The sequence below is a fragment of the Streptomyces glaucescens genome (genome assembly GCF_002154375.1).
Lineage (GTDB): Bacteria > Actinomycetota > Actinomycetes > Streptomycetales > Streptomycetaceae > Streptomyces > Streptomyces glaucescens.
Genome location: NZ_MUND01000207.1, coordinates 1 through 18,693 on the forward strand (window position 1 = coordinate 1; position 18,693 = coordinate 18,693).

Here is an 18,693-nt window from a genome sequence, read left to right on the forward strand (position 1 = left end):
ACCGACAAGCTCGCGATCGCCTACCAGGCCGCACTCCATCTCGCGGGCATCCTCATCTGGATCCGACGCTGACCAAAGAGACAGAACCTAGGGCCTGGTGTGGCGGGGCCAGGGGGTGGTGCGGCCAGGCGATGTTCCCGCCTGGGTCGTCGGCCAGTGCGATCACGGCTGTGACGCATTTGCCGACCGGTCCGCGGCGTACCTCGTAGGCCTGGCTGACGGCGAGGGTGATCTCCAGGCCGTGGCGGCCCACGCGCTGGGGGTCGGTGACGGCGACCTCCGGCAGCACCGGGTCGCTGTCCCACACCGACACCCGCACCGCGCCGTCGCTGATCTGCAGATCGAGCATGACAGGACCGGGTGCGTACTTCACGGCGCTGGTGACCAGCTCGCTGACGACCAGCTGTGTCATGCCCATCGCCCGCTCGGTCACCGGCAGCCCGTGCACGGCCCAGAGACCGTCGGGATCCGCCAGCTTCGTGGCCGTGTGGGTCCGTACGTCGTACAGGAAACCCTGGGGGTGCTCAGCCCCCTTGGCGAACACCACCAGGGATCCGTCCGGGCTGACCGCCCTGTTCGGCAAGTCGGGGGTGACGGGGGAGTGTGGCCCCGTCACCCCCGACCGCGCTGCAAGGCAAGGAAGAGGTAGAAGACGGGGAGCGCCAGCGAGTAACTGGGGCTGTCCGCAGGCAGTGTCAGCAGCAGTGCGGCCCGGGATCACTCACGTGATCAGAAACAACGTCTCAGCCCAGGTAGAGGGCGGCCAGACGCGGCAGACGGCGCGCCATCTCGTCTGAGTCGTCGAAGTCAAAGGCCCAGGCAGGGTCCAGTTGCGGGTAGCGGATGGTAAATGCGTCTGCAGGGAGCTGATCGCCGGTCGCCGTGACGTGTGCGTCCCAGGCGATGCCCAGTACGTCCTCACCCTCCAGGTCGAGGCCGTCGGCCGCGGAGGCTTGCACGACGGGCAGTTCGGCGAGGGCATCAGGATGAGCGACGACGCGCTCGAAGACCTCACGCCCCTGAGCGATCAGCCAGCCGCGGAAGTAGTCGAAGCCGTCGTCTGAGCATCCGCCGTTGATGACGTAGGCAGCGGCCCAGAGCGGGTTGGTGTAGGACTCAGCCAGCAGGTCCCACAACAGCTGCTGAGCCGCGACGATCTCCTCGGCTGGCCGGGCGGCCAGCAGCGAGGTTGCCTCGCGAGCGACCGATTCGCTCTCGTGCGGGTTGATCACCTGGTCGCGGGCTGCCGCGATGAGCTCCCAGAACTGCTGCTTGTTCATGGTGGCAGAGCATGCCACCTGCTACTGACAGCCCTGCGATCCAGACGGTGGGGGAGATCACGATGCCACCTGCTCCGCCTCCAGGCTCGTTGCCGGAAGGGCGACCAGTTCATCTGCGTCGGTCCCCACCCCGCAGGGGCTTCCGGGCGGGTCGTTGCAGAAAAGGGGCACTGGGCCAGGCTTTGGGCAGTTGCAAGAGGCCTTGGACCGGTCCCAGCTTGTTGATGGTGCGGAACAGGTAGTTACCCCCTCGGCCTCCCTGTTGTCGATCACGTCGGATATCAGCTCGTCGGCGGTCGGATCTCCGGCCGTGCTTGCGGCGCCTTCAACTCGGCCGTGGCGGGGTGAGCGGGCTGCCGGCCAGGAGTCCTGTGGCCCAGCGTGCGCTCCGCGGTCGTGTCCGTCCTCACCTCCGCGGTCCCGGGCACGGCAGGAATAACTCCAAGTGCGGCCGTGGCTGACCTGATCATGAGGGAGATTCTTGTGACCGGCGCGACCGGCAATGTCGGGCGCGAAGTTGTTGTTCAGCTCTTGGCCGCGGGCACCGCTGTGCGGGCGTTGGCGCGTGATCCCGACTCGGCCGGGCTACCAGAGGGAGTCAAGGTTATGGGCGGCGATCTGTCCGAGCCGGACACGCTGGAGGGGGCGCTGGCCGGGAGCGACGCAGTGTTCCTGATCTGGCCTTTCCTCACGACCGAGGGCGCCCCGGCCGTGCTGGAGGCGATCGGGCGCCATGCCCGCCGCATCGTCTATCTCTCATCGTCGGGCGTGAACGAGGACGCCGAACGGCAGACCGACCCGATCAATCAGCTCCACGCCGACATGGAGCGCCTGATCGAAGAATCCGACGTGGAGTGGACCGTCCTTCGGTCGAACACCATCGCCTCCAACGCGCGCGGGTGGGCAGCGCAGATCCGCACCACGCGCGTCGTTCGCGGTCCCGACATTGCCGCCACGGCAGTGATCCACGAGCGCGATATCGCGGCTGTGGCGGTGCACACGCTGACCGATGACGGGCATGCCGGTGCGAAGTATGTCCTGACCGGCCCGCAGGTACTCAGCAGAGCCGAGCAGGTACGTACGATCGGCGAAGCGATCGGCCATTCGTTGCGCTTCGAAAAGGTCCCCGTACAGGTCGCACGACAGCAGATGCTCGCCGACGGCAGGCCACCCGCTCTCGTCGAGGCCCTGTTGGCCAGCGCTGAAACGCGGCCCGAGTCGAACCTGATCACATCCACGGTGGAAGAGATCACCGGAGCGCGGGCGCGCACGTTCCGTTCGTGGGCGGAAGAGCACGCGGGCGACTTTCGCTAGTTCGCGCGCAGAGTCCGCACGCAACCGGATTTTTGTGAGGCAGCAAGGGCTGCCGGTGACTGGTCGCGGGTCACCGACTGCGATGTGGAGATCCGCAACCACCACCGGGTGCGGAGGTGGCGATGACGCAGGCCGTGAACCGGCCGCCGCCAAGATGGCCGCGGAACTGCAAGACGGTATCCGGAGGAGCGGGCTGTGCGGAGGCCTGCGGTCTTGGAGTGCTTCGTCGGGGATCAGGCGCAGGTCCGCGAGCGGTACGGCGACGAGCGCCGGGCGATGAGCGCGGCGACCTTGCGTGTCGCTGGCGAGCCCGCGTGCTGGGACCCCGTGCCGCCGCCTGCCAAGGTCAACGCCTACCGGCACATCGCGTGACGGAGCCAAAGGGCATTCTGTGTTGCACAGTTGGCGGCTCGTGCCGGAGTGAGTACGTGTACTCATGCCCCAGGGTGGACGGCGCCAGCATGATGCGCGCATGCGATCGATATCTTCCCCGAGGTCCGTGCTGGTGGCCGCGCTGGGCTGCCTCGTCCTGTCCGCCTGCGGCACCCAGCAGGCCGCCTCCGACCGCGCGGCCCCCGCGGGCAGCGCTGTGAAGGCGACCACCTCCCCGAAGGCTCCGCAGAGTGCGGAGGACCAGGAGGTGCGGTTCATCGGGCTGGTGGGCCAGGCGATCGACGCCTGCTCCCCGGACGCCCCCAGCGACAAGGGCGACAAGGGCGGCGAGGGTGTGCCCGTGCCCGAGGGGCTGGTGCTCGAGGAGGAGCCCACCCCGAGATACGGGCCGGGTGAGACCCCGCCGGCCGTTCCGGGCGACGCGGAGGAGGCGCCCGTTCCCCTTCCCTCGGACGCTCCCGAGCCGCCGAGTCCCGCCACTGGCTCCGCCAAGCCCAAGCCGCCGGCCGAGGTCCCGCTGCCCGGCACCGAGAAGTGCTACGGCGACTGGCACGCGGACCGCGTCGTCGAGGCGTTCAAAAACACGAAGGCGACCGGCTACGACGCGATGCGTACGAAGCTGACAGCCCTCGACTACCCGGCGGCGCGGGTGCACCGGATGCCGGACCACGGGGGCCAGTTCCGGGCTCGGGTCGATCTGCGCTTCATGGGCGGTCACGCCGCCCTGGAGGTCACCGGCACCGGCAGCGGGGTGATCGTGGAGGTGTTCGGGGCTCCGGAGACGGAGGACGTGAAGCTCACCGACGTGAAGCGGAAGCCGCGCCTGGACACCACCATGTGAGAAGAGGACTGACGGTCAATGACGGGAGGCGGCGCGGTGGGGTGCGATGCACACGCGCTTCTCGACGGGCGCCTTCTCGATGTCGTCGAGCCGCACACGCAATCCCGGCGCGCGCATCGTCGGCGTCCTCGAAACGGCGGTCGTGGAAGAGCGTGCAGCGCGTCTACATCAGGTTGGCGCGCACGCACGCCCGCACGTGTCCGGTCCGCGCAGCCATGCCGCCAGCACCACCGACCCTGCTCGATGCGGCGGGCCGCGGCTTGTCTGCCGGTGATCACCTGCCGTGGGACGTGGTGAACTGACGAAGGGCCAGTGGGCCCGGCTTGAGCCTCTGTTGCCGACGGGCATCAAGCCGGGTCGTCCGCAGGTGCGGACGCGGCGGCAGTTGATAGTCGGCATACGGTGGCGGACCCGGACGGGCGCCCCGTGGCGGGACGTGCCGGAGCGCTATGGTTCGTGGGACCGGGCCTATGACCTGTTCCGGCGCTGGCAGCGGGACGGGGCCTGGGCGAGGATCCTCACCCAGCTGCAGGCCGAGGCGGACGCGAAGGGCCTGATCACCTGGGACGTGAACGTCGACTCCACTGTTTGCAGGGCCCACCAGCACGCCGCCGGGGGGCCCTCGGCGGCCGAGCAGGCCGCCTCGCCACCGACCACGCCCGCGGGATCGACCCCCGCCCATGCCGTCCTCCAGGCCCTGCCCGCCTCCGCCACGGTGCGCTGCTCCTTCGACCGGCACGCGCTGGACGGCGCGCCGTCCGCGCGGCCCTGCTGGACCTGGTCGTCAGCCCGGGGGCGCGGCTCCGCCGCCGCGGTCAGGCCGCCCGCGCCCTACCCGCACGCTGAAGTTCGCCGGCGGCACCTCGTGGGAGAAGACCCGCCGCCTGCCGCAGCCGTCCGCCCACGACGGCGACCTCCGCCAGCTCGCCTACCAGCTGATGGACGCCGCCGGCCTGCAGCGCGGCCGCCTCACCGGTATCGCCCTGCGTCGCGGCGAGGACCTCGTCGACGCCGCCCGGGCCGCCCAGCAGATCAGCCTCGACGGCACGCGCGAGGACCGGCTTCCGGCTGAACAGGCCATGGACTGCATCCGCGACAGTTCGGCCCGGACGCGATCGGACCGGCGGCCGTCTTCCGTCGGGCCTCCTGACCGGCAGCCCGCCTCAACTACCCGTCGGCCTGGCGGCGGCCGGTGCCGGTCCTGTCCGCGCGGGGCTGCGCCCAGGGCCGCGGTAGCGCGGCGGTTCAGGCCGAGGGCGCCGGAGCCGCCCGGACGTCTCCTTCGACGGAAGGTCAGACGGTGACGAGCGAGTCGTCTGCCGGTCGGACCCCGTTCAGCCGGTGGCGCGCGGCGGTGAGTGCGGAGGCGATGTCGCGGGTGCCGGTGGACACGCACAAGGTGTAGGTGACGTCGTCCAGGCGCTGACGAGCTTCCCGGCTGCCGTTCTCGGCGTGCAGGGCGCGCAGGGTCTCGTACTGCTCGACCAGGTTCCGCAGCACCGCCGGGTGTGCCATGAGCATGGGGACTCTCCCTTTCGCAGCCACTCACAAGGGTCGTACGCGCATGCGTATGCCCAGGGCTCTTGCCGACATTCCCCCGTGGTCGCCGGGGGCTGGGCGGCCGGAGTGCTGGGCATCCGGTAGCTCGTCGTGAGCGGGAGCTTCTGCACGTCGTTGTCGGCGCCGGTGGTGACCCCGCTCGCTCGGAGTGGCGCTTGGGGCCGGTCCAGTCGGTTACTCGGCCGGTATGACTGACACACGCCCCCTTGCCCTGGTCACCGGCGCGTCCAGTGGGATCGGCTACGAGCTGGCTCGGCAGTTCGCGCTGCACGGATACGACCTCGTGGTGAACGCCGAGGACGAACGGCTGGAGTTGGCCACCCGCGACCTGCGGGAGACGGGCGCGGAGGTCCGCGCGGTGCGCGCCGATCTCCGCGCCGCCGAGGGACGGTACCTGCTGCTGGACGCGCTCGACGGGCTGACGGTCGACGTCGCCGTCCTCAACGCGGGGGTGGGTCAGGGTGGCGCGTTCGTGGACACCGACCTCGCCGACGATCAGGAGGTCATCGACCTCAACGTCACCGCGACGGTGCGGCTGGCCAAGCCGCTGTTGCGGGCCATGGTGACGCGTGGTGCGGGCCGGATCGCGTTCACCTCGTCCGTCGCGTCGACGATGCCCGGTGCCTACCAGCCGGTGTACAACGCGTCCAAGGCGTTCGTTCAGTCCTTCGCGCAGGCGTTGGCCGAGGAGGTGAAGGACACTGGTGTGACGGTCACTTCGTTCATGCCGGGCCCCACGGACACGGACTTCTTCCGCCGGGCGGGCATGGCGGACGACACCCGGATCGGCACCATGAAGAAGGACGATCCCGCGAAGGTGGCCGGGCAGGCGTTCGAGGCGATCGTGAAGGGCGAGACGAAGACCACGGCCGGGTCACTGAAGACGAAGGCGCAAGGGCTGGCGGGGAAGGTTCTGCCCGACGGGGTCAAGGCGGTGGCCCACCGGCGGCTGGCGGAACCGGGAACCGGAGAGCCGGACACCGAACCAGGAACCGGCAACGCCCCCGAGTAGCGGCAACGAGGCAGGCGGGGGGTGACGACCGTGCGCATCGCGTGGCGGTGCTGCGCAGCGGAGAAGCTGACGGGCTGATCGCGCAGGGCGTCGGCGCGACTGTGCTCGCCGTAGGCTTCGCCGCCATCCCGGACCGGCCAGGGGCGTGTAACTGCCAGAAGCTCGGCTCCCAGAGCGGTCGGCCGCCGCTTCGACCCGGTCGACTACCGCCGACGCGACGCGGTCGAGTGCGGGATCAGCCGCCTCAAGAGACACCGCGCCGTCGCCACGCGGTATCACAAGCTCGTGGTCCGCTACGAGGCAACCGGCGCTATCGCCCCGTGGCGGATCCTGGCCCGCGGCATCGTCACTGGCCCGAGACCGTCGTGGCTGACGCGGTGCTGGCCGGTGTCGCCGGCAGCGCCGTGTGCTGAAGGGCGCCGGTGGACACCGGACTCGTACTCCCGGCGCGGCACCGTCTCTGTTTGCTGAGCCGGCGCCTCCTGCACGGCGGCCCGCTCGGTGCGGCAGATGTCCCGTGAGGCCACGGCCCCGAGCACGCCCGGCCGGGTTCCCACCCGACCTCGGCACGCTGGCGTGGACAGTGATCTGCGTGACCTGCACCGGGTGAGCCGTGTCTCACCGCCGCAGCGTTGCTATGCAACGGGGTGCATAGCAAGATCGGATGCATGGCGCTCGAGCACGCGATCCTCGTTTCCCTGCTGGAGAAGCCGGGCTCCGGCTATGAGCTGGCCCGGCGGTTCGAGCGGTCCATCGGGTACTTCTGGACCGCCACCCACCAGCAGATCTACCGCGTGCTCAAGCGCATGGAGAGCGACGGCTGGGTCGACGTCCGGGATGTCCCGCAGTACGGGCGTCCGGACAAGAAGGAGTACTCCGTCGCCGCGCCCGGCCGGGATGCGCTCTCCGCGTGGCTGTACGAACCGACCGAGCCCGAGAGCGTACGGCACGACCTGGCGGTGAAGATCCGAGGCGCCGCCTTCGATGATCCGGCCGCCCTGATCAGCGAGGTCGAGCGGCACCGGCAGGCGCACACGGACCGCCTCGCCCACTACCTCGCGGGCGAGACCCGCGACTTCGGGGAACCCCCGGCGGACGGTCCGCTGAACGCCGAACGGGAGCTCCAGCACCTCGTGCTGCGCGGCGGCATCGCGTACGAGCGGATGATGATCGCCTGGCTCGACGACGTCCTCGCCACGCTCGCCCGCTTCGACGCCGGTCGCTGACCGGCCGAGCAGGCCTCCGGGACCCGTACCCGAACCACCCCCACCCCTCCCAGCCGAAAGGCGGCACCCATGGCCGACGCGCTGCTCTTCAACCCGCGGACGTACGACCCCGCGCACTTCGACCCGGAGACCCGCAGGTTGCTGCGCGCCACCGTCGACTGGTTCGAGGAGCGGGGCAAGCGCCGGCTGATCGAGGACTACCGGACCCGCGCCTGGCTCGGCGACTTCCTCGCGTTCGCCGCCAAGGAGGGGCTCTTCGCGACCTTCCTCACGCCCGCCTCCGCCGCCGCAGAGGGCGAGGGCGACAAGCGCTGGGACACCGCCCGCATCGCCGCCCTCAACGAGATCCTCGGGTTCTACGGCCTGGACTACTGGTACGCCTGGCAGGTCACCATCCTGGGCCTCGGCCCCGTCTGGCAGAGCGACAACCCCGCTGCCCGTGCCCGCGCCGCGGAACTGCTCTCTCAGGGCGAGGTGTTCGCCTTCGGACTGTCCGAGAAGGCACACGGCGCCGACATCTACTCCACGGACATGCTCCTGGAGCCCGACGGCACGGGCGGCTTCCGGGCCACCGGCTCCAAGTACTACATCGGCAACGGCAACGCCGCCGGGCTCGTTTCCGTCTTCGGCCGCCGCACCGACGTCGAGGGCCCCGACGGCTACGTCTTCTTCGCCGCCGACAGCCGCCACCCGGCGTACCACCTGGTCAAGAACGTCGTCGACTCCTCGAAATACGTCAGCGAGTTCCGCCTCGAGGACTACCCCGTAGCCGCGGAAGACGTCCTGCACACCGGCCGCGCCGCCTTCGACGCCGCCCTCAACACCGTCAACGTGGGCAAGTTCAACCTGTGCACCGCCTCGATCGGCATCTGCGAGCACGCGATGTACGAGGCGGTCACCCACGCCCAGAACCGCATCCTCTACGGTCGCCCCGTCACTGCCTTCCCGCACGTGCGGCGCGAGTTGACCGACGCCTACGTCCGGCTCGTCGGCATGAAGCTGTTCAGCGACCGCGCCGTCGACTACTTCCGCACCGCGGGCCCCGACGACCGCCGCTACCTCCTCTTCAACCCGATGACGAAGATGAAGGTGACCACCGAGGGCGAGAAGGTCATCGACCTGATGTGGGACGTCATAGCCGCCAAGGGCTTCGAGAAGGACAACTACTTCGCCCAGGCCGCCATCGAGATCCGCGGCCTGCCGAAGCTGGAGGGCACCGTCCACGTCAACCTGGCGCTGATCCTGAAGTTCATGCGCAACCACCTCCTCGACCCGGTCGCCTACGAGCCCGTCCCCACCCGCCTCGACGCGGCCGACGACACCTTCCTCTTCCGTCAGGGACCCGCCCGCGGCCTCGGCTCGGTGCGCTTCCACGACTGGCGGCCGGCCTTCGACACGTACGCCCACCTGCCCAACGTCGCCCGCTTCCGCGAACAGGCCGACGCACTCTGCGAGTTCGTCCGCACGGCCGCTCCCGATGAGGAGCAGAGCCGGGACCTCGACCTGCTCCTCGCCGTCGGGCAGCTCTTCGCGCTCGTCGTCCACGGGCAGCTGGTCCTGGAACAGGCAGCCCTGGCGGACCTCGACGAGGACCTGCTCGACGAGCTGTTCGCCGTCCTCGTGCGGGACTTCTCCGCACACGCGGTCGAACTCCACGGCAAGGACTCCGCGACCCGGGAGCAGCAGTCCTGGGCGCTCGGCGCGGTCCGGCGCCCGGTAGTCGACAGGGCGCGTTCGGAGCGCGTCTGGCAGCGCGTAGAGGCTCTGTCGGCGGCGTACGAGATGATGCCCTGAAAGCCTCGATGCGCAGCCTCGCACCCGCCCGCGGAGTACGGTGGCGCCACGTACTCCGCGAGGTGTCCGCCGGTGAGTGTGGCGGATCGCCAACCGGGCCGGGCACGTCATTGCCGCACTGATCGTCTGGCTGCGGGCGGACCGGCGGTCCGCCCGCGCGGACTACGCCGCCACCTCCCTACGCCCCCTGCGGCCGTCCCGACGGCTCCCGTCCCCAGCGTCCGCCGGCCCGTGCCAAGACCACCACTGGATCGGCCGCGAGGTCGAGGACACCGCCATCGGGGGCCGGGGAATCCCGTGGGCCATCGCCCCCGACGGCGACGAGACCCGCCCGGTTGCGTGGCCGCGGCCCAAGGGCGGCGGAAGGGAGCGGACCACCGACCCGGCCGCGCTCACCCATCCCGTACCCCTCACCCCGGACACGCGTCCCCGCCGACGAGCGGCGCAGCGCCTCGACGAGGGGACAGCCGCCAACCGGTGAGGTAGAGAGCACCTGCGGCCGCGATCGGGCAGGTACCTCGCCATATGGTGCCTGGGGGTGGTTCTGCGCCGCCGGCCGCGGCGCGGCCCCGGGATTGGCGGCCCTGCCGCCGTCTCCCGCCACGCATCCCGAACCATGCGCCCGCCCCTTGCGTACATCTCACTCACAGACCGGCGGTAGGCTGCCGCGGTGCGCACGGTCGAGCTTCTGTTGGACGAGGCGGCGGAGCTAGCGGTTCGCGAGGCCTGGCGGCGGCTCGCGGACGCGGGGCTGCCCAGTCAGGCGCGTCACCGCTCACCGACCAACAGCCCGCACCTCACCCTGGCCGCCTGCCCGGAGCTGACCGCCCCGATCCGCTGGGGACTCGCCGAGGCAGCCGCCGCCCTGCCGCTGCCGGTGCGGTTCACCGGCGTGGTCCGCTTCGAACGGCCCACCTCGGTGCTGGCCTGGGCGCTGGATCTCGACTCGGCGCTGGCCGGCCTGCACCGTCGGGTGTGGGAGGCGGTGGCCTCGGACAGCCCGCCCGGGACCCTCAACCCGTTCCACGAACCTGGGCGCTGGATCCCGCACGTCACCCTCGGCCGCACCCGGCGGGCAGACGCCTTCGCCGACCGACGGATCTCCGAACTGCTGCCAACGCCGCCGCCGTCCGTCCGGCTCATCGCCCTGCGCAGCTACGACACCGGAACCGGTGCCGTAGAGGTGCTGGAGCCCCGCCCTTGAAACGCCCCAAACGCCGACCGGCCCGATCTCCCTGACCGAAGTGACAGGGGCCAGCGGCACCGTCCGCGATGCCCCTGCCGTCACAGCACTCTTGCTCTGGTCGTCCTGCCCAGTGGTGCCGCGTACTGCGTCACGGCCTCCTTCAGTTCCGCCCGCCAGGCCGGCCACGCGCATACCGGCGCCGGGATGCCCCGAGGGCGCTGACGCGACTGGGGTGCAGCATGACGGGCAGGGCCTTCTGAGCAGTGGGTACTGGCAACGCCTCAACTCGCACCGCGCTCTCGGATCGGGCCCGGTCCGACGGACCCGGTGCGGCATCACGGCCGTGGCCCCGCGGTGAGCTCCACCAGTTCCTCGGCGAAAAGGAGGTCCGCGGCTCCCCGACCGAAAGGCTGACGACCTGGTCGAGGTGGCCCTGCCGAGCTGTGCCAATGCCGTCGCCCGTCCGTCCGGACCCGACTCGGTTGCAGCCTCACGGGGAGTCGGCGGGTGCAGAACCAGTCACCGTGGGCAGCCGCCACGCGCCCGCTTGCAGACGCCGGCGCGGGGGAGAGGCCGCCGACCGGTGGCTTGTCGGACACCCATCCGCGGTGCCCACACGCTGGGCTGCTTGTCCGAATGCGCCACCGACCAGGCCACTGAGGGCGAGGACACCGCAGCGATCGGCATGCGGCTGCTGGTTCCGCACTGCCGCGCACCCCGGACTGTGTGCGCTGACCCCGCTCGACCATCGTCGACCGCCGTGTGACTGAGTCGGGGTGGGCAGGAACCGCTGCTGCTGGCCGCCATCGATGGCGGCCAGCTCTCGAACCGCGGTGCGCGGGCACCCGCCCGGTGCCGACCGGCACCTCGCGCACGCCTTACCGACCGGCGCCGGTGACGTCCTGGCTGACGCAGGCGGTCGGCCAGTGTGCGGACGTTGGCGGTCAGGTCGTCACAAGTTCCTCGGCGAGGAACTTCTCCACGTACTCCCGTGCGCGTCGATCGAAGTCCGCGTACTGTGCCTCTCGCTCGGCGCCTGCGACCGCTTCGCCGACCACGAGGTTCCCCTCGGTGTCGACGCGCTGCGGGCGCTCTTCAGCGTCGGTGAGCAGGCCGACGGCGGAGTGGGAGAAGCCGCAGTAATAGGCGATGCCCTCGCTCAGGTTGGTCTCGAGGACGGTCTGCATCCCCGCCACAACGGGATCGTCGGCGGTGGCGCCGGCCAGGCCCAGCCACAGGATGCGCTTGCCGGCGAGGCGGGGCTTGCTGCGGCCGTAGGCGAACCCGTAGTTCCATACACGGTCGATCCAACCCTTGAGGATGGCGGGCACGCTCTGCCAGTACACCGGGAAGACGGCGATGACGGTATCGGCGTCGAGGATGCGCTGCATGTGGGCGTGCGCTTCGTCCGAGTACCTCTTCTCCCTGTCGCCCCAATCCGGCTGGTCCGCCACGTTCATACGAGGGTCGAATCCCTCGGCGTGCAGGTCGAGCAGGTCGACGCGGTAGCCGGCGGCTTCGAGCAGGGCGGCGGCGCCTCGGGCCGTGTGCGCGGTGAGGGAATCGGTGCGGTGGTGTGCGACGACCACGAGGGCTGTCCTGGTACGGCTGTCTTGCTGCGGCACGTGCATCTCCCAGCGGGCTCGGTCAGTTGGACAAGTCCAGTACAGCCGCGACGGCATAGATGATCCATGGGAGAAACGCTCAGAAACATAGGAGATCGTCTACGGTGTCTTCCGTGGATCCTTTGAGTTCGCTCCTGAGCGGCATCCGGGCCGAAGGCTCGGTCGTCAGCCATGCCGTACTGACGGTGCCCTGGGTCATCCGCTTTGCCGACGCCGCGCCGCTCACCATGATCAGCGTGCTGCGGGGTGGCGGCACCCTGCTGTTGCCCGACGGAACCGAACGAGTCGTCAGTGAGGGCGACACGGCCATCGTGAGCGGCCCCGAACCGTTCCACCTCGCAGACCATCCCGCCACCATCAGCAGCCCTCACGCTGCATACGAGATCGCTTGCTTCACCACGAACGAAGAATGCACCGCCCAGGAACTCGGCGGCATCCACTGGGACGCCGACTCAAAGGAGGCGACCGCGCTCATCGTGGGCGCCTACCGCGCCTCGGGCCACCGCCACGAACTACTCCTGCGGGCTCTGCCGCCCGTCCTGGTGGTGGAGGAGGACGCCGAAGTCTGTGCCTGGCTGGAGACGGCCGCCGCCGACGCCGCACATCACTCGGCCGGTTCACAGGCGCTGATGGACCGGCTCCTCGACTGGGCTCTGGTGTGCACGCTGCGCACCTGGTTCGACAGGGCGGGCGCCGACGCGCCCAGTTGGTACCGGGGCCTGACCGACCCGGTTCTCGCCCCCGCCCTGCAGTCCTTCCACGACCGGCCCGCCCAAGCGTGGACGGTGGCCTCCCTGGCCGCCCGATCCGGCGTCTCCCGGGCGCTGTTCGCCAAGCGCTTCACCCAGCTGATGGGCCGTCCGCCGCTCGCCTATCTCACCGAATGCCGCTTGAACGAGGCCGCGGCGCTTCTGACCGACACCAACCTCGGCATCGCCCAGATCGCCAGGTCCGTCGGCTATGCCGACGCCTTCGGTTTCAGCGCCGCGTTCAAACGCCACAAGGGCCTGAGCCCCAGCATGTTCCGCGTCGCGGCGGCTTCGACGGGTCCGGGTTCTCTCCGGCCGAGGTAGCCGACGGCGCGGCGGAGCTGCTTCGCGAGCCATGGGTGCAGCAGTGGGCAGTGAGACACGAGTGCCGCGTTACGCCGAGGTCGGGCGACCGGGACGTCCCGGATGGGCTGCCGTCCCGGACGGATCGCGCCGCCCACGGGCTGGCAGGACCTGCGTCGCGCGGGGTGAGCGTTCCGAGGGCCTGTCGAACAAGAGGGCACCTGTTTCCACTGGAAACGCCGAACGACACCGTGAACGAGGCCCGCGCTCGTCATCGGAGGCGTCGGCCGGCGTGCACGCCGCGATGACGGCCTCCTCCGCCAGCGCCTGCACCTCGCCCGGCTCGGTGGTTCGCTCAACCCGTCAGGGGCGATGGGGGCTGGAGTGCGGCGTCCATGCCGACTCCATTGCCTTCAGCTGGTTCTCGCCCAGCAGACGGCCTGCTGATCAGCCACCAGCCGAACCGCCGGGCCAGCACCCCCCGGCCGCAGTCGCGGACCGTCGTCGGCTACCCGGGCCGACGCAGGGTGGCCTCGGCGACGGCGATGGTGCCCTGGGCGATCGCACAGAGCGTCTGGTTGCCGTCGGCGTCCAGCAGAATCACGTCGCAACGGCAGACGACCCGGGTGCGGCCCGGGCGCACGACCTGGGCGTGGGCGCGCAGTACCGCGCCCCGGGCGGGGCGCAGGTAGTCGATGGTGTAGCCGGCGGTCAGGAGCCCTGGACCGGCAACCGTACCGGCGGCGAAGGTGAGCGCGTTGTCGGCGGCGTAGCTGAGGACACCGCCGTGGACGAAGCCGTTCTGCTGGCGCAGCTCTTCACGGACATCCAGTTCCAGGGTGGCGGCGCCGTTGCCGAAAGCTGTCAGCCGGGCGCCCAGGTAGACGCTGAAGGGCTGGGAGGCCAGCGCCTCTTGGGCGAGTGCCAGATCCGGAGAGTATGCGCTCATCACGACCTCACTTCACTAGTGAACTGAGCATCGTGTTGCACGGCCCGCTCTGTCAAGATCGGCCCATGCCGCCTGAGTCCGACCACCGCCTGTTCTTCCTCCTGCAGCGGGCCGCCCACAACCTGCGCCTGACCGCGGACCGCCGCTGCCTGGCCGCCGCCGAAATCACCACCGCCCAGCTCGGCGCCTTGTTCGCGGTGCAGGATCAACCGCGCCTCACCCAGCAGCAACTCGCCCGAACCCTCGGCCTGCACCAGTCCGCCGTGACGTCGCTGGTCGGCCGCCTCACCGCCGCCGGGCTCCTGGTCAGAAGTGCCCACCCCCAGCAGCACCGGGCGGTCGTACTGGAACTGACGGACGCGGGCACCGCCGCGCTGCGCTCTGCCGGTCCGGAGATGGATCGGTTCAACGCAGAAGTGCGCGATCTCCTCGGCGACGACGGTTTCGCCCAAGCCTCGGCCATGCTGCACAAGCTCGCGCACTGGCACTCGTGACCAAGACCGGCGGACGGTTTCGCCCGCGCCGTAGGCACAGCTGCCAGCGACCGCCGCCGTGGTCGCGTCGGGCGGCGCGGACCTGCGCGGGCAGGCCTGGCGCCGACGGGGTGTCCAGTTCGTCGGCGAGGCCGGTGAAGGTGCGCGCCGCTCTCGTCCGGGACGGCAGCAGCTCGCCCTGCTGTTGGCCGAGCCCCGCGTCGGCGGGGGAACGCGATTCTGGATGCGGGCCGGGACAGCTACCCGTGGAAGCGGCACGCTGCCGTGGCGCCGGGCCCGGTGTGGACGGCGCTGATCCCGGCGACCATGCCGGACACCGAGGAGTTCGGCGAGGCACCGGTCGGGCGGCCCGCCCAGCCCGCCGAGATGTCCCCCGCGTACGTCTTCCTCGCCCTCGCAGGAGGCGTCGTACATCACCGCGGGGTTCGTCAACGCCATGGGCGGCACGCCACTGTCGTAGCGCGCCGGGGCCCGGTCGGCTCGCAGGCGGGGCGCCCGGCCCGTCAGCTCCGGCCGGCCGCGAGCGCCCCACGGTGGCTGCGGACGACATCGGCGTACGCCCGCGCGCTCGGCTTCGGGCGGCGCCGGAACGTCGTGCGGTCGACCTCGTGCAGGCCGAGCTGAGCGCCGTACCCGAAGATCCACTCGAAGTTGTCCATGAGCGTCCAGTGGCAGTAACCGAGGACGGGCGTGCCCGCGCGGACCTGGGCCGCGAGTTCCCGGACGGCGGCGGGGACGAAGGCGGCGCGCTGGGTGTCGTCCGAGGTCTGGATGCCGTGCTCGGTCACCAGGACCGGCACGCCGGACACCTCGTGGGCGTACCGCACGGCGCCGGCGAGGGAGGCGGGTTCGATGGCGGTGCCCATGCCGTTGAGGTCACCGTCGACCACCACCTCGCCGTCCGGACCGTGGACGATGCGCTCGTAGTTCTGCACACCGATGAAGTCGTCGTGGCGTGCCTCGCGCAGCCAGTGGTCGTAGACGGCGGCGCGCTTGGCGTCGCGGCGTGCCTCGCCGCCGGGGATCGCCACTTCGTCGGCGATGGCGATGGAGACGCCGACCGGCAGGTCACCGCGACGGGCCTTGATCGCGTCGCGGGCCGCGCGGTGGGCGAGGGTGAAGGCCGCCTGGAACTCCTCCAGCCGGTCGCCGGGGATGACGTTCGCGCTGGTGTAGGTGTCGCTGTCGGCGGCGCGGGCGGCAGCCGCGAGCATCTGTGCCTTGAGGTGCTCCGCTTCGGCCGGCAGCTTCGCCCCGGCCTGGAGGAGCTGCTCGAGGTTGGGTTCGTTGAGGGTGACACCGTAGGCGATGCGGTCGCCGAAGCGGGCCATCACGCGGTCGCACTGCTCGGCGAAGAGTGCCGGGGCGTCGGCGGCGGTCCAGGACCCCGCTGCGGCGAACCAGTGCGGTGCGGTGAAGTGGCTGAACGTCACGAGGGGGGCGAGGCCGCGTTCCAGGCAGCCGTCGACCACGCGTTCGTAGTGGTCGAGGGCCTCGGCGGAGACGACGGCGCGCTCGGGTTCGACGCGGGCCCATTCGACGGAGAACCGGAAGGCGTTGAGTCCCAGTCCGGCGGCCAGGTCCAGGTCGGTCTCCCACAGCCGGTGGGACCGGCACGCCGGACCGCTCGGCTCACGGAACAGCGAGGGGGTCGTGCGCTCCAGGAACCAGGTGTCGCTGGCGCTGTTGTCGCCTTCGGTCTGGTGTCCCGAGGTGGCGACGCCCCACAGGAACGTCTCGGGCAGGGTGACGGGTGTCATGAGTGCTCCTTGCAGGGGGGAGTCGTTTACGGGGGTGTCACTGCGATGGCGCGGGAACCGGCGTGACGAACGAGTGGCGGCCGGGTCCCACGTCCTGGAAGTGGGTGCCCGGCAGGTCGACCTGTGCCGTGACGCCGGGCGGTACGAGGACATCGACGAAGAGCGACCCGCCCTCGATGCGCCATCCGGCCTCGGCCCGGCCGTACGGCGTGTCGTGCTCGGCGCGAGCCCAGGTGAGGCCGCCTCCCGGGCGGGGCCGGACCAGCAGCCGCCGGTAGCCCGGCTCGGCGGGGGCCAGGCCGGCGACGGTGCGGTGCATCCAGTCGACGATCGCACCGAGGGCGTAGTGGTTGAACGAGGTCATCTCGCCGGGGTTGACACGGCCGTCGGGCAGCATGCTGTCCCAGCGTTCCCATACGGTGGTGGCGCCCATGTCGACCTGGTAGAGCCACGACGGGCAGGACCGCTGGGTCAGCAGCCGGTAGGCGGTGTCCACGTGCCCGGTGTCTGTCAGCGCGTCGCACACCAGCGGGGTGCCGAGGAAGCCGGTGCCGATGCGGTGCCCGCGCGCGGCCACCAGGTCCGCGAGCCGGTGCCCGGCCTCGGCACGCTCGGTGTCGTCCCGGATCAGGCGGAAGCACAGGGCGAGGGCGTAGGCGGTCTGGGTCTCCTCGGCCAGGTGCCCGCCGCCGGTGTGGAAGCGGGCGAGGAAGGCGTCGCGGACCGCGTCGGCGAGGGCGTGGTAGCGCGCGGCGTCGTCCGTGTGCTCCAGGACGTCGGCCGTCCGGGCCAGCAGCCGCGCGGAGTGCGCGAAGTATGCCGTGGCGACCAGGGAGGACGAGGTCATCGCGCGACCCGGATCGTCGGCCGGGGCCGTCGGGTCCAGCCAGTCGCCGAACTGGAAGCCCTCGCCCCGGACCCGGTCCGGTCCCGCGAGGCGGTCCACGGCGTCGACCCAGGCGCGCATCGAGGGGTACTGCTCGCGCAGCACCTCGGTGTCGCCGTACCGCTCGTACAGCACCCAGGGGACTATGACGGCCGCGTCGCACCAGCCGGCCATCGGCGGGTTGCCGGGCGGGAGGGAGACCGGGGTGATCACCGGGATGTCGGGGCTGAACACCGGCGGGACGCCCCGGGCGTCGTCGCTCTGGTCGGCGGCGAGGTCGCGCAGCCAGGAGCGAAGGAAGCCCCGGACGTCGTAGAGGAAGGCGGCGGTGGGGGAGAAGACCTGGACGTCGCCGGTCCAGCCGAGCCGCTCGTCGCGTTGCGGGCAGTCGGTGGGCACGTCGAGGAAGTTGCCGCGCATGCCCCGCACCACGTTCTCGTGCAGGCGGTTCAGGGAGGCGTCAGAGCAGGAGAACCAGCCCGTGCGGGGCAGGTCGCTGTGGAGGACCACGGCCGTGACGTCGGCGGGGTCGAGCGCGCCGGGCCAGCCCTCGACGTCGGCGTAGCGGAAGCCGTGGAAGGTGAAACGGGGCTCCCACTCCTCGCCCGCCGGGTCGCCGCGCAGGACGTAGCGGTCGGTGGCGGTGGCGTTGCGCAGCGGGCGCGTGCACAGGTCGCCGTCCTCCAGGACCTCGGCATGGCGCAGGGTGACCGTGCGGCCGGCCTCGCCGCGCACGCGGATGCGCAGCCGCCCGACGAGGTTCTGGCCGAAGTCGAGGATCGTCCGGCCGGTGGGGGAGGTGGTCACCGCGATGGGCGCGAGGTGTTCGATGCGGCGTACCGGCGGACTGTCGGCCGGGAAGAGGACGCCGGTGTCGAACTCCAGGACCGCCACCGGCTGCCACGCCGAGTCGTCGAATCCGGCTTCGCTGAAGCCGGCCCGCTCCTGGCGGGCGTCGTACGTCTCGCCCTCGTACAGACCGGTGGCGAGGACGGGCCCGGGACTGGAGTGCCAGCCGTCTCCGGTGCCGACGGTCTCGGTCGAACCGTCGGCGTACTCGATGCGCAGTTCGGCGAGGAGTCCGGTGTGCCGGCCGTAGATGTCCCGGGTGCCGCCGTTGAATCCGAGCAGGCCTCGGTACCAGCCGTCGGCGAGGTGGGCGCCCCAGGCGTTGCGGCCCTCGCGGACCAGGTCCGTGACGTCGAAGGACTGGTAGCGGTGGCGGTGGCGGTAGCTCGTCCAGCCGGGAGCCAGCACGTGGTCGCCCACCACGGTGCCGTTCAGTTCCAGTTCGTAGACGCCGAGGGCCGTGACCAGGAGC

The 18,693-nt window shown here is 71.0% G+C and carries 18 protein-coding genes and 1 pseudogene; 12 read left to right on the forward strand and 7 right to left on the reverse strand.

Annotation, left to right across the window (positions count from 1 at the left end):
* Positions 1 to 52: 52 nt before the first annotated feature.
* Together CCN42_RS15430 and CCN42_RS15435 are read right to left on the reverse strand one after the other, a co-directional pair.
* The gene (locus CCN42_RS15430) at positions 53 to 475 is read right to left on the reverse strand and encodes an ATP-binding protein (RefSeq protein ID WP_422641168.1); all 423 of its coding nucleotides are present in this window, start codon (positions 473 to 475) and stop codon (positions 53 to 55) included.
* A 268-nt stretch (positions 476 to 743) separates the two neighbouring features.
* Positions 744 to 1,280, reverse strand: a complete 537-nt coding sequence (locus tag CCN42_RS15435) for a DUF4240 domain-containing protein (RefSeq protein WP_086736234.1) — start codon at positions 1,278 to 1,280, stop codon at positions 744 to 746.
* A 453-nt stretch (positions 1,281 to 1,733) separates the two neighbouring features.
* On the opposite strand from CCN42_RS15435, the gene CCN42_RS15440 reads away from it, so the two are divergent.
* From CCN42_RS15440 to CCN42_RS46125, 4 genes are all read left to right on the forward strand, one after another.
* Positions 1,734 to 2,594 carry an SDR family oxidoreductase gene (locus CCN42_RS15440; protein WP_386582592.1) on the forward strand — a complete coding sequence of 287 codons (861 nt, stop codon included), beginning with the start codon at positions 1,734 to 1,736 and terminating at the stop codon, positions 2,592 to 2,594.
* 195 nt (positions 2,595 to 2,789) lie between these two features.
* The gene (locus tag CCN42_RS42580; RefSeq protein WP_158102093.1) at positions 2,790 to 2,966 is read left to right on the forward strand and encodes a hypothetical protein; all 177 of its coding nucleotides are present in this window, start codon (positions 2,790 to 2,792) and stop codon (positions 2,964 to 2,966) included.
* Positions 2,967 to 3,066: 100 nt separating this feature from the next.
* On the forward strand, positions 3,067 to 3,828 hold the full coding sequence (locus CCN42_RS15445; protein ID WP_143661919.1) for a hypothetical protein: 762 nt from the start codon (positions 3,067 to 3,069) through the stop codon (positions 3,826 to 3,828).
* A gap of 283 nt (positions 3,829 to 4,111) precedes the next feature.
* Complete coding sequence (locus CCN42_RS46125; protein ID WP_422641167.1) at positions 4,112 to 4,900, forward strand: transposase; 789 nt, start codon at positions 4,112 to 4,114, stop codon at positions 4,898 to 4,900.
* A 221-nt stretch (positions 4,901 to 5,121) separates the two neighbouring features.
* Here the strand turns inward: CCN42_RS46125 and CCN42_RS15460 are convergent, their stop codons facing one another.
* Positions 5,122 to 5,349 (reverse strand): DUF5133 domain-containing protein, encoded by a 228-nt coding sequence (locus tag CCN42_RS15460; RefSeq protein WP_086736238.1) that lies wholly within the window; start codon positions 5,347 to 5,349, stop codon positions 5,122 to 5,124.
* Positions 5,350 to 5,575: 226 nt separating this feature from the next.
* Between CCN42_RS15460 and CCN42_RS15465 the strand changes: the two genes are divergently transcribed.
* From CCN42_RS15465 to CCN42_RS15490, 5 genes are all read left to right on the forward strand, one after another.
* Complete coding sequence (locus tag CCN42_RS15465; protein ID WP_086736240.1) at positions 5,576 to 6,400, forward strand: SDR family NAD(P)-dependent oxidoreductase; 825 nt, start codon at positions 5,576 to 5,578, stop codon at positions 6,398 to 6,400.
* A gap of 668 nt (positions 6,401 to 7,068) precedes the next feature.
* Positions 7,069 to 7,626, forward strand: coding sequence for a PadR family transcriptional regulator (locus CCN42_RS15475; protein WP_086736242.1), 558 nt, complete (start codon positions 7,069 to 7,071; stop codon positions 7,624 to 7,626).
* A 69-nt stretch (positions 7,627 to 7,695) separates the two neighbouring features.
* A complete protein-coding gene (locus tag CCN42_RS15480; RefSeq protein ID WP_086736244.1) occupies positions 7,696 to 9,420 on the forward strand; it encodes an acyl-CoA dehydrogenase family protein in 1,725 nt (574 codons plus the stop codon).
* A 76-nt stretch (positions 9,421 to 9,496) separates the two neighbouring features.
* A complete protein-coding gene (locus CCN42_RS15485; RefSeq protein WP_086736246.1) occupies positions 9,497 to 9,901 on the forward strand; it encodes a hypothetical protein in 405 nt (134 codons plus the stop codon).
* Between the two features lie 189 nt (positions 9,902 to 10,090).
* Positions 10,091 to 10,624, forward strand: coding sequence for a 2'-5' RNA ligase family protein (locus CCN42_RS15490; protein WP_086736248.1), 534 nt, complete (start codon positions 10,091 to 10,093; stop codon positions 10,622 to 10,624).
* A 926-nt stretch (positions 10,625 to 11,550) separates the two neighbouring features.
* On the opposite strand, the gene CCN42_RS15495 is transcribed toward CCN42_RS15490, so the two are convergent.
* Positions 11,551 to 12,237: an NAD(P)H oxidoreductase gene (locus CCN42_RS15495; protein ID WP_169731461.1), complete on the reverse strand. Its 687-nt coding sequence runs from the start codon at positions 12,235 to 12,237 to the stop codon at positions 11,551 to 11,553.
* 107 nt (positions 12,238 to 12,344) lie between these two features.
* On the opposite strand from CCN42_RS15495, the gene CCN42_RS15500 reads away from it, so the two are divergent.
* Positions 12,345 to 13,304, forward strand: a complete 960-nt coding sequence (locus CCN42_RS15500) for an AraC family transcriptional regulator (protein WP_245877293.1) — start codon at positions 12,345 to 12,347, stop codon at positions 13,302 to 13,304.
* 487 nt (positions 13,305 to 13,791) lie between these two features.
* On the opposite strand, the gene CCN42_RS15505 is transcribed toward CCN42_RS15500, so the two are convergent.
* Positions 13,792 to 14,232, reverse strand: coding sequence for a PaaI family thioesterase (locus tag CCN42_RS15505; protein ID WP_086736254.1), 441 nt, complete (start codon positions 14,230 to 14,232; stop codon positions 13,792 to 13,794).
* 65 nt (positions 14,233 to 14,297) lie between these two features.
* Here CCN42_RS15505 and CCN42_RS15510 point away from each other — a divergent pair, with 65 nt between their 5' ends.
* Together CCN42_RS15510 and CCN42_RS44435 are read left to right on the forward strand one after the other, a co-directional pair.
* A complete protein-coding gene (locus tag CCN42_RS15510; protein ID WP_086736256.1) occupies positions 14,298 to 14,726 on the forward strand; it encodes a MarR family winged helix-turn-helix transcriptional regulator in 429 nt (142 codons plus the stop codon).
* Positions 14,727 to 14,987: 261 nt separating this feature from the next.
* Positions 14,988 to 15,186, forward strand: a pseudogene (locus tag CCN42_RS44435) (SDR family oxidoreductase); the annotation flags it as partial.
* A 43-nt stretch (positions 15,187 to 15,229) separates the two neighbouring features.
* Here the strand turns inward: CCN42_RS44435 and CCN42_RS15520 are convergent.
* Positions 15,230 to 16,486 carry a family 1 glycosylhydrolase gene (locus tag CCN42_RS15520; RefSeq protein WP_086736258.1) on the reverse strand — a complete coding sequence of 419 codons (1,257 nt, stop codon included), beginning with the start codon at positions 16,484 to 16,486 and terminating at the stop codon, positions 15,230 to 15,232.
* Positions 16,487 to 16,523: 37 nt separating this feature from the next.
* On the reverse strand, positions 16,524 to 18,693 hold a 2,170-nt coding region (locus tag CCN42_RS15525; RefSeq protein ID WP_107427596.1), incomplete at its 5' end, for a glycoside hydrolase family 78 protein.

Bases quoted from the DNA above. Each gene is read 5' to 3' on its own strand.
- CCN42_RS15505 (WP_086736254.1), bottom strand. From the start codon at position 14,232: ATGAGCGCATACTCTCCGGATCTGGCACTCGCCCAAGAGGCGCTGGCC.
- CCN42_RS15465 (WP_086736240.1), top strand. From the start codon at position 5,576: ATGACTGACACACGCCCCCTTGCCCTGGTCACCGGCGCGTCCAGTGGG.
- CCN42_RS15495 (WP_169731461.1), bottom strand. From the start codon at position 12,237: ATGCACGTGCCGCAGCAAGACAGCCGTACCAGGACAGCCCTCGTGGTC.
- CCN42_RS15510 (WP_086736256.1), top strand. From the start codon at position 14,298: ATGCCGCCTGAGTCCGACCACCGCCTGTTCTTCCTCCTGCAGCGGGCC.
- CCN42_RS15475 (WP_086736242.1), top strand. From the start codon at position 7,069: ATGGCGCTCGAGCACGCGATCCTCGTTTCCCTGCTGGAGAAGCCGGGC.
- CCN42_RS15460 (WP_086736238.1), bottom strand. From the start codon at position 5,349: ATGCTCATGGCACACCCGGCGGTGCTGCGGAACCTGGTCGAGCAGTAC.
- CCN42_RS15480 (WP_086736244.1), top strand. From the start codon at position 7,696: ATGGCCGACGCGCTGCTCTTCAACCCGCGGACGTACGACCCCGCGCAC.
- CCN42_RS15445 (WP_143661919.1), top strand. From the start codon at position 3,067: ATGCGATCGATATCTTCCCCGAGGTCCGTGCTGGTGGCCGCGCTGGGC.
- CCN42_RS15435 (WP_086736234.1), bottom strand. From the start codon at position 1,280: ATGAACAAGCAGCAGTTCTGGGAGCTCATCGCGGCAGCCCGCGACCAG.
- CCN42_RS15520 (WP_086736258.1), bottom strand. From the start codon at position 16,486: ATGACACCCGTCACCCTGCCCGAGACGTTCCTGTGGGGCGTCGCCACC.